General features: G+C 55.4%; 8 protein-coding genes, 2 tRNA genes and 3 rRNA genes. 8 read left to right on the top strand and 5 right to left on the bottom strand.

Translation table 11 applies throughout. The features are described 5' to 3' along the window. Nucleotides 1-564 carry an FMN reductase gene (gene msuE, locus BFP95_RS08420; protein WP_065872753.1) on the bottom strand — a complete coding sequence of 188 codons (564 nt, stop codon included), beginning with the start codon at nt 562-564 and terminating at the stop codon, nt 1-3. Between the two features lie 400 nt (nt 565-964). On the opposite strand from msuE, the gene BFP95_RS08415 reads away from it, so the two are divergent. The 3 genes from BFP95_RS08415 (at nt 965) to BFP95_RS08405 (ending at nt 4486) form a co-directional block, all read left to right on the top strand. After that, on the top strand, nt 965-1234 hold the full coding sequence (locus BFP95_RS08415; protein ID WP_065872597.1) for a hypothetical protein: 270 nt from the start codon (nt 965-967) through the stop codon (nt 1232-1234). A 233-nt stretch (nt 1235-1467) separates the two neighbouring features. Beyond that, the gene (locus BFP95_RS08410; protein ID WP_065872596.1) at nt 1468-2628 is read left to right on the top strand and encodes a cysteine desulfurase family protein; all 1161 of its coding nucleotides are present in this window, start codon (nt 1468-1470) and stop codon (nt 2626-2628) included. Nucleotides 2629-2677: 49 nt separating this feature from the next. Beyond that, entirely contained in the window at nt 2678-4486 is a 1809-nt protein-coding gene (locus BFP95_RS08405; RefSeq protein ID WP_065872595.1) for an aminopeptidase P family protein, read from the top strand. Between the two features lie 51 nt (nt 4487-4537). Here the strand turns inward: BFP95_RS08405 and BFP95_RS08400 are convergent, their stop codons facing one another. The 4 genes from BFP95_RS08400 to rhtA form a co-directional block, all read right to left on the bottom strand. Beyond that, the gene (locus BFP95_RS08400) at nt 4538-5128 is read right to left on the bottom strand and encodes a 2-hydroxychromene-2-carboxylate isomerase (protein ID WP_065891421.1); all 591 of its coding nucleotides are present in this window, start codon (nt 5126-5128) and stop codon (nt 4538-4540) included. Nucleotides 5129-5163: 35 nt separating this feature from the next. Continuing rightward, nucleotides 5164-5895, bottom strand: a complete 732-nt coding sequence (locus BFP95_RS08395) for an SDR family oxidoreductase (RefSeq protein WP_065872594.1) — start codon at nt 5893-5895, stop codon at nt 5164-5166. Between the two features lie 111 nt (nt 5896-6006). Continuing rightward, on the bottom strand, nt 6007-6288 hold the full coding sequence (locus BFP95_RS08390; RefSeq protein ID WP_065909840.1) for a hypothetical protein: 282 nt from the start codon (nt 6286-6288) through the stop codon (nt 6007-6009). A gap of 164 nt (nt 6289-6452) precedes the next feature. After that, nucleotides 6453-7340 carry a threonine/homoserine exporter RhtA gene (rhtA, locus tag BFP95_RS08385; protein ID WP_065909839.1) on the bottom strand — a complete coding sequence of 296 codons (888 nt, stop codon included), beginning with the start codon at nt 7338-7340 and terminating at the stop codon, nt 6453-6455. 696 nt (nt 7341-8036) lie between these two features. Here rhtA and BFP95_RS08380 point away from each other — a divergent pair. The 5 genes from BFP95_RS08380 to rrf all read left to right on the top strand — a co-directional run bounded on the left by BFP95_RS08380 (nt 8037) and on the right by rrf (nt 13251). Further along, nucleotides 8037-9573, top strand: a 16S ribosomal RNA gene (locus tag BFP95_RS08380). A gap of 82 nt (nt 9574-9655) precedes the next feature. Then, nucleotides 9656-9732 (top strand) — tRNA-Ile (locus BFP95_RS08375). A gap of 30 nt (nt 9733-9762) precedes the next feature. Continuing rightward, a tRNA-Ala gene (locus BFP95_RS08370) sits at nt 9763-9838 on the top strand. A 249-nt stretch (nt 9839-10087) separates the two neighbouring features. Further along, nucleotides 10088-12979 (top strand): 23S ribosomal RNA (locus tag BFP95_RS08365). A gap of 156 nt (nt 12980-13135) precedes the next feature. Beyond that, nucleotides 13136-13251: ribosomal RNA gene (rrf, locus tag BFP95_RS08360) — 5S ribosomal RNA — on the top strand. Together the 16S, 23S and 5S rRNA genes with 2 tRNA genes alongside form the textbook arrangement of a ribosomal RNA operon. Nucleotides 13252-13260 lie beyond the last annotated feature (9 nt).

Here is a 13260-nt window from a genome sequence, read left to right as displayed (position 1 = left end):
TTAAGCGATTTTCAGCAGAGAGGAGGAATGCGCAGCGAACAAAGGCGCAGCGCGTTCTGCCGCCAGTTGAATACGGGCTTTTAATAATTCACTGGTGATTTGATAGTCGGTGAAGTCGGCTTCGGTGGCGTACACGCCAATCGGCAGGGTCAGTGCCTGGAAGAAGCTGAACAGCGGGCGCAGTTGGTGATCGAGTACCAGCGCATGGCGTTCGCTACCGCCCGTGGCAGCCAGCAATACGGGTGTGTCGATCAATGCGTTAAGGCCGACCAGATCAAACAGGTGCTTGAGCAAGCCTGGGTACGAACCGCGATAGACCGGCGCGGCGACAATCAACAGGTCGGCTTGTTCGATGGTCAGCAATTGGGATTCGACCTCAGCCGGCAGTTCATCACGTGACAGCGCACCGCCCAACGGACGCGCAATGTCGCCCAGTTCGATCAGGGTGGTCTGGATCGGCAGCAAGGTGGTCAGTTCAGCCAGTATGGCTTGGGTCAGCACGAGGGTACGAGACGGGCGCCAGGTTCCGCCGGAGAGGGCAACGACATTCAGGGGACGGGTCATGAACAGTTCCTTTTTCAACAGTGGTTCGTCGCAGGTGGAGTACAACCGGTTGAGCAAGAGCTGTACCAACGGGTGCAGGCCTTGATTGGCGGGGGTTGCAGGCTCACTGCTGAAAAATGCTGCTGTTGTCTGACTGGTGATTTGTTGAACGGCTGTTGCCAGGGCAACAGTTGCGTGGGCAACAGTGCCGTTGGGGCGTAGCAACATTTATAGAGGGTTAGGTTTATTCCGTAAATGAACGTATTTCCATATTTATAGATCATAAAGAAATATGAAGGCGCCGCTATCGGAGGTGCCTTGGCGGTTGATAGCAACTATCACGGGAGGTGATTTTTCACCGTGCGAGGGCGGGAGTAGCCTGTGTTCATTGACTCGAAACCTCTTCTGCAGGGCTACCGCCATGAACCGATTCTTCGCTGTTTCCTTATTGATTGTCAGCTCTGTCCTTGCCGGATGTGCGACCCATCCTTCGCCTGAATTGCGCCCTTACACAGCGGAAGAAACCAGACAGTTGTCCCTGGAAGCGTTAAGCCGTCGTGGGTTGTCGTTTGATGAGTATCAACAACAGCGCGCGGCACTGACCGGCCAACCACAGAAACCTTTCGGTTTTGATCGCCAGGGTGAAATGAACGCCGAACGCAGCGTGACCCTGCATGGTCGTCCCAGTTGAGCCTGCGCTCAGCGGCAAAAAGCCCGAGGCTTCCTTTAAGGAACCTCGGGCTTTTTGTTTGCCATGGCGCGACTTCAGCCTGTTAAGCTGAGTTTCAGGAGCGTTCCTACGCACATTTTCATAAAGTGGTCCTTCTTTAATGGCATCCGATCGGTTAAACCTGACGACCTCTGTTCCGGTCGGTGCCCCTGAGACGCTGCTCTCGGGAACCTGCTCTGCGAGTTTTTAACGTCATGAATAAACGTCCGTTGTATTTCGACTACGCCGCCACTACCCCGGTAGATGAGCGGGTTATCCAGGTGATGGTCGAGTGCCTGGGCTTCAATGCCAACTTCGGTAACCCTGCGTCCAGTTCCCATGCGTTCGGCCAAGCGGCCCGGCAAACGGTTGAGCAGGCGCGTCGCCAAGTGGCCGAACTGGTCGGTGCCAATCCCGAGCAAATCGTCTGGACCTCTGGCGCCACTGAGTCCAACAACCTGGCGATCAAGGGCGTGGCCCAGGCGCGGGGTGTGGCGGGTGGGCATATCATCACCAGCCAGATCGAACACAAGGCTACGCTGGATACCGCACGGCAGCTGCAGGAAGCCGGCGTGGCGGTGACCTATCTGGTGCCGGACGCGGATGGGTTGATCAGTGTCGACGCGGTCAGCGAAGCGTTGCGCGAAGACACCTTCCTCGTGTCGCTGATGCTGGTGAATAACGAACTGGGCACCCTCAACGATATCCCGGCCATCGGCGCTCGCGTGCGTGAGCATGGCGCGCTGTTGCATGTGGATGCGGCGCAAGGCGCGGGTAAGGTGGCGATCGACCTTGCGCAGTGGCCGGTGGACCTGATGTCGTTTTCCGCCCACAAGCTGTATGGCCCCAAAGGTATCGGCGCTTTATATGTTGGGCCGCGGGCGCAGCAGAAAGTCTTGGCGCAGATTCACGGCGGTGGGCACGAAGGCGGCCTGCGCTCCGGCACCCTGGCAACCCACCAGATCGCCGGCATGGGCACTGCGTTCGCCCTGGCGGCGGCGTCTTTTGCTGAGGAAAAAGCAGTGATCGTCGCCTTGCGCCAGCGCCTGCTGGATCAGTTGGCATCGGTGGCGGGCGTGCGCCTGAATGGTAGCGCTACACAACGTATTCCCCACACCCTGAGCCTCACGTTCAGTGAAGGCGAATTCAACTCCGCTGCGCTGAGTGCGGGGATCGCGTTTTCCGCGACCTCGGCCTGCAATTCGGCGAGCAATGCACCGTCCCATGTGTTGCTGGCGCTGGGCCATGATGCTCGCAGTGCTGGCCGTACCATTCGCTTGAGCCTGGGCCGGTTTACCACCGAGCAGGATATCGACCAGGCGGTGCAATTGATCAAGGCTTCCCTGGCCAGTGCGCCGGCGTTCTGGGCGGTCTGATTCATCTATCGCAACACATAATAATTATTCGTGGTTAGCAGGAGACACAATGAGTACGCAGCCTTTGACCCATGGAACGGTTACCCAGCGCCTGGCGCATACCCGTGAACTGATGAGCCGCGAGGGCATTCATGCCTTGCTGGTGCCGTCGGCCGACCCACACTTGTCCGAGTACCTGCCGGGTTACTGGCAGGGGCGGCAATGGTTGTCGGGGTTTCATGGCTCGGTGGGAACGCTGATTGTCACCGCGGATTTCGCCGGTGTGTGGGCCGACAGCCGTTACTGGGAGCAGGCCACCAAGGAACTCAAGGGCAGCGGCATCGAATTGGTGAAGCTGCAACCGGGCCAACCTGGCCCGCTGGAGTGGTTGGCCGAGCAAACGCCGGAAGGTGGTGTGGTGGCGGTGGATGGTGCGGTGATGGCTGTGGCCTCGGCACGTACCCTGGGCGGAAAATTGGCGGAGCGCGGTGCACAGCTGCGTACTGATATCGACCTGCTGAGTGAGGTCTGGAAAGACCGCCCGGCGCTGCCGGACCAACCGATCTATCAACACCTGCCACCGCAAGCCACCGTCAGCCGTGGCGAAAAACTCGCGGCACTGCGCGCCAGCTTAAAAGAGAAGGGCGCCGACTGGCACTTCATCGCCACCCTGGATGACATTGCTTGGCTGTTCAATTTGCGCGGCGGTGATGTTTCGTTCAATCCGGTGTTTGTGTCCTTTGCGTTGATCAATCAACAGCAGGCCACGCTGTTTGTGGCATTGAGCAAAGTCGATGCCGAGTTGCGGGCAGTGCTGGAGCTGGATGGCGTGACACTGCGCGATTACAGCGAAGTGGCAGAGGCGTTGCGCGCGGTGCCGGCGGGCGCCAGTTTGCAGGTCGACCCAGCGCGCGTCACCGCCGGCTTGCTGGAAAACCTTGATGCCGGTGTCAAGCTGGTCGAAGGACTCAACCCGACCACATTGGCCAAATCCCGCAAGAGCCTGGCCGACGCGGAGCACATCCGCCAAGCCATGGAGCAGGACGGCGCGGCCTTGTGCGAGTTTTTCGCCTGGCTGGACAGTGCGCTGGGTCGTGAGCGCATTACCGAACTGACCATCGACGAACACCTGACCGCTGCGCGCACCCGTCGCCCGGGTTATGTGTCGCTGAGTTTCAACACCATTGCCGCGTACAATGCCAACGGTGCGATGCCGCATTACCACGCCACTGAAGAGGAGCACGCGCTGATCGAAGGCGATGGCTTGTTGCTGATTGATTCGGGTGGCCAGTACCTGGGTGGCACCACGGATATCACCCGGATGGTGCCTATCGGTACGCCGAGCGAAGAGCAGAAACGTGACTGCACCCGTGTGCTCAAAGGTGTGATTGCGTTGTCCCGTGCGCATTTCCCAAAAGGCATCTTGTCACCGCTGCTGGACGCGATTGCCCGCGCGCCGATCTGGGCCGAAGGCGTGGACTACGGCCACGGTACCGGGCACGGTGTAGGCTATTTCCTCAACGTGCATGAAGGTCCGCAAGTGATTGCCTACCAGGCTGCCACTGCCCCGCAAACGGCGATGCAGCCGGGGATGATCACCTCCATTGAGCCGGGCACTTACCGTCCGGGACGTTGGGGCGTGCGTATCGAGAACCTAGTGTTGAACCGCGAAGCGGGCAAGACCGAGTTCGGTGAATTCCTCAAGTTTGAAACCCTGACCTTGTGCCCGATCGACACGCGCTGTCTGGAACCGTCGCTGCTGACGGCGGACGAGCGAGAGTGGTTCAATGCTTACCACGCCCAAGTGCGTGAGCGCCTAAGCCCATTGCTCAGTGGCGCGGCGCTTGAATGGCTGCGGGTGCGTACGGCGGCTATCTGATCGCTTGCCGTTCCGGCGCCTTGATCAGGGCGCCGGCTATAGTGTCGACAGCTAACTCAGGGCTTCGCGCACAAACTCCAAACGGTCCTGACCGAAGAACAGCTGGCTGCCTACAAACATGCTGGGTGCACCGAACACGCCGCGCTTAACGGCCTGTTCGGTGTTGTCCTTGAGGGCCGCCTTTACAGCGTCGTCATTGGCAAGGGCCAGGACCTTTTCTGGATCGAAACCGTGCTCGGCAAGCACGGCAGCCACGACCTCGGGGTCTCCCAGGTGACGGCCCTCTACCCACAGGGCACGGAACAGGCAATCCACAAAGTCGTCGAATCGTTCAGGTTGGTGCAATTGGATGCCGGTGACTGCACGCATCAACATCAGCGTGTTGATGGGGAAGTGCGGGTTGAACTTGAGCGGTACGTTGTAGCGACGTGCATAGCGCGCCAGGTCATCAAACATATAGCGACCTTTTGCGGGAACGGTGATTGGAGAGGCGTTGCCGGTAGCCTTGAAAACACCGCCCAGGAGCATGGGCTGATAAACCAACTGCGTGCCGGTTGCCGCGCACAACGCCGGTAGCTGGGTGTAGGCCAGGTAGGTGGCAGGGCTACCGAGATCAAAGAAGAATTCCAGGGTTTTACTCATGGTCGATGCTCGCTGCTTATTGTTATGGGGCATGCTTACCAGGGTTCATTCCAGGGGCGCAGGTCCAGTTCAAATGTCCAGGCGTCACGTGGCTGGCTGTGCAGGTACCAATAGTTCTCTGCGATATGCTCGGGGTTGAGGATGCCGTCCTGGTCCTTGAGCGCGTACTTCTGCGGGAAATTGTCGCGAATGAAGTCGGTGTCGATGGCGCCATCGACCACGATATGAGCAACGTGGATGTTCCTGGGCCCCAATTCCCGCGCCATGCTCTGCGCCAGCGCCCGGATGCCGTGCTTGGCGCCGGCGAATGCGGCAAAACCCGCCGCACCGCGCAGTCCAGCGGTGGCACCCGTGAACAGAATGGTGCCTCGATTGCGTGTGACCATGCGCTTGGCCACTTCGCGGGCATTCAGGAAACCGGAGAAGCAAGCCATCTCCCAGATTTTGAAATACTTGCGCGCGGTTTCTTCCAGGATGCTGCAGGGCACGTTGGCGCCGATGTTGAACACGAAGGCCTCTATAGGGCCCACTTCGGTTTCGATGTGTTCGATCAGCGCGATGACGTCTTCTTCTTTGCGCGCATCGCAGGCAAAGCCATGGGCTTCGCCGCCCGTCAATTGGATGCTGTCAACTAACGGCTGTAGTTTGTCGGCGCTGCGGCGGGTCACGCAGGCGACGTAGCCTTCGCGGGCGAAGCGTTTGGCAATGGCGCCGCCGGTTGCATCACCGGCGCCTACTACCAAGACGATTTTCTTATTGTGCGTCATGGGAACTCCCTTGGCTCGAATGTCGAGCAGGAGTCTAGTCGCAGATGTGCAAAGGGCCGGGTTTGTGTCGGAAACTAGATGTGAGCAGCCAGGAGGTGACTGCTCAAGCGATTACTTACAGATGACGATCATGCTGCGGCTGGTGTAGCCGGCAGGGTTGAGGCCGAAGGGGTAGTCCCCTGGCTCCTCGGAATTGTCACCGGACTTTGCGATTACCCGGTAGCCCTTGGCGCCGCAGGCGTTGGTAGCACTGGTGTAGCACTGGTCCCAGGAAGAAGACAGGCCGGAACAGTTGATATGCAGCCCTTTTTTGCCACGTTTTACTTCTGTCTTGGTGGTCGCGGCGCAGCCAGCAATGGCTATGACCATTAACAGTATCAAAATTCGCTTCATTCCTATCCTTAATAGCCGCCTCGCAAAGAGTGAAGCTTGCTCTACTCGCTCTCGGGTGTCGCGTTCGCGCTGTCCTTGTCGAAATTCTCCATGAAAGACATTCGTTTACGGCTTAAACATGGCCTAAATGCGCGCCAAATGCCAGAGCTACATTCAAACAGATTTCAATCCGCTGGAACCAACGGCTTTGACTCGCTGCGCATCGTTACCGTGGCACCTACGGAGGCCAGAATGATGCAAGTAATTGCCAGCCACTGCGCCAAGGACAGGTGCTCGTGCAGGAAGAACAGGCCAGAGAGCGCGCCAAACGCCGGTTCGATGCTCATGAGGGTGCCGAAGGTGCGGGCGGGGAGGCGCGTCAGTGCGACCATTTCCAAGGTGTAGGGCAGGGCGGTGGACAGGATAGCGACACCGATGGCGACCGGGATCAGCGCGGGAGTCAGTAACGCGCTGCCTGCATGGACGATGCCGATCGGCGCGACAAACAATGCGGCAATCATCACGCCGAGGGCGGCGGTTTGTACGCCGTTGTCATTGCCGGCTTTCTGGCCATACAGAATGTAGAGCGCCCAGCAGACCCCAGCGCCCAGGGCGTAGCCTGCGCCTACCAAGTCGATGCCGCTGCTGGCCTCACCCATTGGGATTAACAGGAGCAGGCCGGTGATCGCGAGGGCTATCCACAGAAAGTCTACCGCTCGACGCGAGGCGTAGATCGCCACGGCAAGCGGCCCGGTGAATTCCAGGGCAACGGCAATACCCAGGGGCACGCTGCGCAAGGACATATAGAAGAGGAAGTTCATGCCGCCGAGTGCCATTCCATAGACGATCACCGTGCGCAGGGATTTGGCTGTCAGTTTGGCGCGCCAAGGACGCAATAGAAGCAGCATGATCACACTGGCGAAAATCAGACGCAGGGTCGTAGTGCCTTGTGCGCCGATGAGAGGGAACATGCTCTTGGCCAGCGAGGCGCCGGATTGGATGGAAGCCATGGCGATCAGCAACAGGCCGACAGGGAACAATGTCGAGCCCAGGCTGCGCGGGGAGGTATTCATTGGGTGTACGTCCGAGGTCATATTAAGAGAAGCGTCGGCGCTATGATGCTTAACTGTCGGGGGTTGAGCAATATATTGCTCAATTATCCTAGTAGGCAACTTACAGAGTGCGAGTTTTGAGGTTTTCAGCCACTTTGATAGAAAAACCAAATTAAGGGTTGACGGCAGATTCTGGAAGTCTATAATTCGCCCCACTTCCGGCGCAGTCGAAACGGAAAACTCCTTGGTAAACAAAGAGTTATGCGAGATTCGACAGCGAGTTGCTTCAGTTGATCGAAGCCCAGAAGGAGTTGGTAGAGCAGCGTTGTTTGGCTCTATTAACGTTTCGATCCTCTCGGTCGAAAGCGGAGAAAAAGAGGTGTTGACAGCAGCGTTTAACGCTGTAGAATTCGCCTCCCGCTAACGAGAGATCGGAAGCGCAAGTGGTTGAAGTTGTTGAAGAATTCTTCGAAAACTTCTGAAAATAATCACTTGACAGCAAATGAGGCTGCTGTAGAATGCGCGCCTCGGTTGAGACGAAAGATCTTAACCAACCGCTCTTTAACAACTGAATCAAGCAATTCGTGTGGGTGCTTGTGGAGTCAGACTGATAGTCAACAAGATTATCAGCATCACAAGTTACTCCGCGAGAAATCAAAGATGTAACCAACGATTGCTGAGCCAAGTTTAGGGTTTCTTAAAAACCCAAAGATGTTTGAACTGAAGAGTTTGATCATGGCTCAGATTGAACGCTGGCGGCAGGCCTAACACATGCAAGTCGAGCGGTAGAGAGAAGCTTGCTTCTCTTGAGAGCGGCGGACGGGTGAGTAATGCCTAGGAATCTGCCTGGTAGTGGGGGATAACGTTCGGAAACGGACGCTAATACCGCATACGTCCTACGGGAGAAAGCAGGGGACCTTCGGGCCTTGCGCTATCAGATGAGCCTAGGTCGGATTAGCTAGTTGGTGAGGTAATGGCTCACCAAGGCGACGATCCGTAACTGGTCTGAGAGGATGATCAGTCACACTGGAACTGAGACACGGTCCAGACTCCTACGGGAGGCAGCAGTGGGGAATATTGGACAATGGGCGAAAGCCTGATCCAGCCATGCCGCGTGTGTGAAGAAGGTCTTCGGATTGTAAAGCACTTTAAGTTGGGAGGAAGGGCAGTTACCTAATACGTGATTGTTTTGACGTTACCGACAGAATAAGCACCGGCTAACTCTGTGCCAGCAGCCGCGGTAATACAGAGGGTGCAAGCGTTAATCGGAATTACTGGGCGTAAAGCGCGCGTAGGTGGTTTGTTAAGTTGGATGTGAAATCCCCGGGCTCAACCTGGGAACTGCATTCAAAACTGACTGACTAGAGTATGGTAGAGGGTGGTGGAATTTCCTGTGTAGCGGTGAAATGCGTAGATATAGGAAGGAACACCAGTGGCGAAGGCGACCACCTGGACTAATACTGACACTGAGGTGCGAAAGCGTGGGGAGCAAACAGGATTAGATACCCTGGTAGTCCACGCCGTAAACGATGTCAACTAGCCGTTGGAAGCCTTGAGCTTTTAGTGGCGCAGCTAACGCATTAAGTTGACCGCCTGGGGAGTACGGCCGCAAGGTTAAAACTCAAATGAATTGACGGGGGCCCGCACAAGCGGTGGAGCATGTGGTTTAATTCGAAGCAACGCGAAGAACCTTACCAGGCCTTGACATCCAATGAACTTTCTAGAGATAGATTGGTGCCTTCGGGAACATTGAGACAGGTGCTGCATGGCTGTCGTCAGCTCGTGTCGTGAGATGTTGGGTTAAGTCCCGTAACGAGCGCAACCCTTGTCCTTAGTTACCAGCACATAATGGTGGGCACTCTAAGGAGACTGCCGGTGACAAACCGGAGGAAGGTGGGGATGACGTCAAGTCATCATGGCCCTTACGGCCTGGGCTACACACGTGCTACAATGGTCGGTACAGAGGGTTGCCAAGCCGCGAGGTGGAGCTAATCCCAGAAAACCGATCGTAGTCCGGATCGCAGTCTGCAACTCGACTGCGTGAAGTCGGAATCGCTAGTAATCGCGAATCAGAATGTCGCGGTGAATACGTTCCCGGGCCTTGTACACACCGCCCGTCACACCATGGGAGTGGGTTGCACCAGAAGTAGCTAGTCTAACCTTCGGGAGGACGGTTACCACGGTGTGATTCATGACTGGGGTGAAGTCGTAACAAGGTAGCCGTAGGGGAACCTGCGGCTGGATCACCTCCTTAATCGACGACATCAGCTGCTCCATAAGTTCCCACACGAATTGCTTGATTCATTGAAGAAGACGATAAGAAGCAGCCCGAAATTGGGTCTGTAGCTCAGTTGGTTAGAGCGCACCCCTGATAAGGGTGAGGTCGGCAGTTCGAATCTGCCCAGACCCACCAATTTTGTGTGGGAAACGCCTGTAGAAATACGGGGCCATAGCTCAGCTGGGAGAGCGCCTGCCTTGCACGCAGGAGGTCAACGGTTCGATCCCGTTTGGCTCCACCACTACTGCTTCTACGTTATGAAAGCTTAGAAATGAGCATTCCATCGTTATGATGGTGAATGTTGATTTCTAGTCTTTGATTAGATCGTTCTTTAAAAATTTGGGTATGTGATAGAAAGATAGACTGAACGTTACTTTCACTGGTAACGGATCAGGCTAAGGTAAAATTTGTGAGTTACTCAGTTTTGAGTATTATCGAATTTTCGGCGAATGTTGTCTTCACAGTATAACCAGATTGCTTGGGGTTATATGGTCAAGTGAAGAAGCGCATACGGTGGATGCCTTGGCAGTCAGAGGCGATGAAAGACGTGGTAGCCTGCGAAAAGCTTCGGGGAGTCGGCAAACAGACTTTGATCCGGAGATGTCTGAATGGGGGAACCCAGCCATCATAAGATGGTTACCTTACACTGAATACATAGGTGTATGGAGCGAACCAGGGGAACTGAAACATCTAAGTACCCTGAGGAAAAGAAATCAACCGAGATTCCCTTAGTAGTGGCGAGCGAACGGGGACTAGCCCTTAAGTGGCTTTGAGATTAGCGGAACGCTCTGGAAAGTGCGGCCATAGTGGGTGATAGCCCTGTACGCGAAAATCTCTTAGTCATGAAATCGAGTAGGACGGAGCACGAGAAACTTTGTCTGAATATGGGGGGACCATCCTCCAAGGCTAAATACTACTGACTGACCGATAGTGAACTAGTACCGTGAGGGAAAGGCGAAAAGAACCCCGGAGAGGGGAGTGAAATAGATCCTGAAACCGTATGCGTACAAGCAGTGGGAGCCCACTTTGTTGGGTGACTGCGTACCTTTTGTATAATGGGTCAGCGACTTATTTTCAGTGGCGAGCTTAACCGAATAGGGGAGGCGTAGCGAAAGCGAGTCTTAATAGGGCGTCTAGTCGCTGGGAATAGACCCGAAACCGGGCGATCTATCCATGGGCAGGTTGAAGGTTGGGTAACACTAACTGGAGGACCGAACCGACTACCGTTGAAAAGTTAGCGGATGACCTGTGGATCGGAGTGAAAGGCTAATCAAGCTCGGAGATAGCTGGTTCTCCTCGAAAGCTATTTAGGTAGCGCCTCATGTATCACTGTAGGGGGTAGAGCACTGTTTCGGCTAGGGGGTCATCCCGACTTACCAAACCGATGCAAACTCCGAATACCTACAAGTGCCGAGCATGGGAGACACACGGCGGGTGCTAACGTCCGTCGTGAAAAGGGAAACAACCCAGACCGTCAGCTAAGGTCCCAAAGTTATGGTTAAGTGGGAAACGATGTGGGAAGGCTTAGACAGCTAGGAGGTTGGCTTAGAAGCAGCCACCCTTTAAAGAAAGCGTAATAGCTCACTAGTCGAGTCGGCCTGCGCGGAAGATGTAACGGGGCTCAAACCATACACCGAAGCTACGGGTATCACGTAAGTGATGCGGTAGAGGAGCGTTCTGTAAGCCTGTGAAGGTGAGTTGAGAAGCTTGCTGGAGGTATCAGAAGTGCGAATGCTGACATGAGTAACGACAATGGGTGTGAAAAACACCCACGCCGAAAGACCAAGGTTTCCTGCGCAACGTTAATCGACGCAGGGTTAGTCGGTCCCTAAGGCGAGGCTGAAAAGCGTAGTCGATGGAAAACAGGTTAATATTCCTGTACTTCTGGTTATTGCGATGGAGGGACGGAGAAGGCTAGGCCAGCTTGGCGTTGGTTGTCCAAGTTTAAGGTGGTAGGCTGAGATCTTAGGTAAATCCGGGATCTTAAGGCCGAGAGCTGATGACGAGCTAACTTTTAGTTAGCGAAGTGGTTGATGCCATGCTTCCAAGAAAAGCTTCTAAGCTTCAGGTAACCAGGAACCGTACCCCAAACCGACACAGGTGGTTGGGTAGAGAATACCAAGGCGCTTGAGAGAACTCGGGTGAAGGAACTAGGCAAAATGGCACCGTAACTTCGGGAGAAGGTGCGCCGGTGAGGGTGAAGGACTTGCTCCGTAAGCTCATGCCGGTCGAAGATACCAGGCCGCTGCGACTGTTTATTAAAAACACAGCACTCTGCAAACACGAAAGTGGACGTATAGGGTGTGACGCCTGCCCGGTGCCGGAAGGTTAATTGATGGGGTTAGCTAACGCGAAGCTCTTGATCGAAGCCCCGGTAAACGGCGGCCGTAACTATAACGGTCCTAAGGTAGCGAAATTCCTTGTCGGGTAAGTTCCGACCTGCACGAATGGCGTAACGATGGCGGCGCTGTCTCCACCCGAGACTCAGTGAAATTGAAATCGCTGTGAAGATGCAGTGTATCCGCGGCTAGACGGAAAGACCCCGTGAACCTTTACTATAGCTTTGCACTGGACTTTGAATTTGCTTGTGTAGGATAGGTGGGAGGCTTTGAAGCGTGGACGCCAGTCTGCGTGGAGCCAACCTTGAAATACCACCCTGGCAACTTTGAGGTTCTAACTCAGGTCCGTTATCCGGATCGAGGACAGTGTATGGTGGGTAGTTTGACTGGGGCGGTCTCCTCCTAAAGAGTAACGGAGGAGTACGAAGGTGCGCTCAGACCGGTCGGAAATCGGTCGTAGAGTATAAAGGCAAAAGCGCGCTTGACTGCGAGACAGACACGTCGAGCAGGTACGAAAGTAGGTCTTAGTGATCCGGTGGTTCTGTATGGAAGGGCCATCGCTCAACGGATAAAAGGTACTCCGGGGATAACAGGCTGATACCGCCCAAGAGTTCATATCGACGGCGGTGTTTGGCACCTCGATGTCGGCTCATCACATCCTGGGGCTGAAGCCGGTCCCAAGGGTATGGCTGTTCGCCATTTAAAGTGGTACGCGAGCTGGGTTTAGAACGTCGTGAGACAGTTCGGTCCCTATCTGCCGTGGACGTTTGAGATTTGAGAGGGGCTGCTCCTAGTACGAGAGGACCGGAGTGGACGAACCTCTGGTGTTCCGGTTGTCACGCCAGTGGCATTGCCGGGTAGCTATGTTCGGAATAGATAACCGCTGAAAGCATCTAAGCGGGAAACTAGCCTCAAGATGAGATCTCACTGGGACCTTGAGTCCCCTGAAGGGCCGTCGAAGACTACGACGTTGATAGGTTGGGTGTGTAAGCGCTGTGAGGCGTTGAGCTAACCAATACTAATTGCCCGTGAGGCTTGACCATATAACACCCAAGCAATTTGACTACTCTAACGAGCATCAGATTGCGGTGTGTGAAGACGATAGAACCGAAAGTTCGATCTCACGAAAACACCGAAAGCTGTCACATACCCAATTTGCTGAAGCGAGGCCATCTGGCCACGACTCAGTACCCGAATTTCTTGACGACCATAGAGCATTGGAACCACCTGATCCCATCCCGAACTCAGTAGTGAAACGATGCATCGCCGATGGTAGTGTGGGGTTTCCCCATGTGAGAGTAGGTCATCGTCAAGATTAAATTCC

Source organism: Pseudomonas sp. 58 R 12 (assembly GCF_900005865.1).
GTDB lineage: Bacteria > Pseudomonadota > Gammaproteobacteria > Pseudomonadales > Pseudomonadaceae > Aquipseudomonas > Aquipseudomonas tritici.
This window is presented reverse-complemented; position numbering and strand designations above follow the sequence as displayed.

What these genes read in the sequence shown, in the direction of transcription:
- msuE (WP_065872753.1), bottom strand. Translation starts at nt 564, where the DNA reads ATGACCCGTCCCCTGAATGTCGTTGCCCTCTCCGGCGGAACCTGGCGC.
- BFP95_RS08415 (WP_065872597.1), top strand. Translation starts at nt 965, where the DNA reads ATGAACCGATTCTTCGCTGTTTCCTTATTGATTGTCAGCTCTGTCCTT.
- BFP95_RS08410 (WP_065872596.1), top strand. Translation starts at nt 1,468, where the DNA reads ATGAATAAACGTCCGTTGTATTTCGACTACGCCGCCACTACCCCGGTA.
- BFP95_RS08405 (WP_065872595.1), top strand. Translation starts at nt 2,678, where the DNA reads ATGAGTACGCAGCCTTTGACCCATGGAACGGTTACCCAGCGCCTGGCG.
- BFP95_RS08400 (WP_065891421.1), bottom strand. Translation starts at nt 5,128, where the DNA reads ATGAGTAAAACCCTGGAATTCTTCTTTGATCTCGGTAGCCCTGCCACC.
- BFP95_RS08395 (WP_065872594.1), bottom strand. Translation starts at nt 5,895, where the DNA reads ATGACGCACAATAAGAAAATCGTCTTGGTAGTAGGCGCCGGTGATGCA.
- BFP95_RS08390 (WP_065909840.1), bottom strand. Translation starts at nt 6,288, where the DNA reads ATGAAGCGAATTTTGATACTGTTAATGGTCATAGCCATTGCTGGCTGC.
- rhtA (WP_065909839.1), bottom strand. Translation starts at nt 7,340, where the DNA reads ATGAATACCTCCCCGCGCAGCCTGGGCTCGACATTGTTCCCTGTCGGC.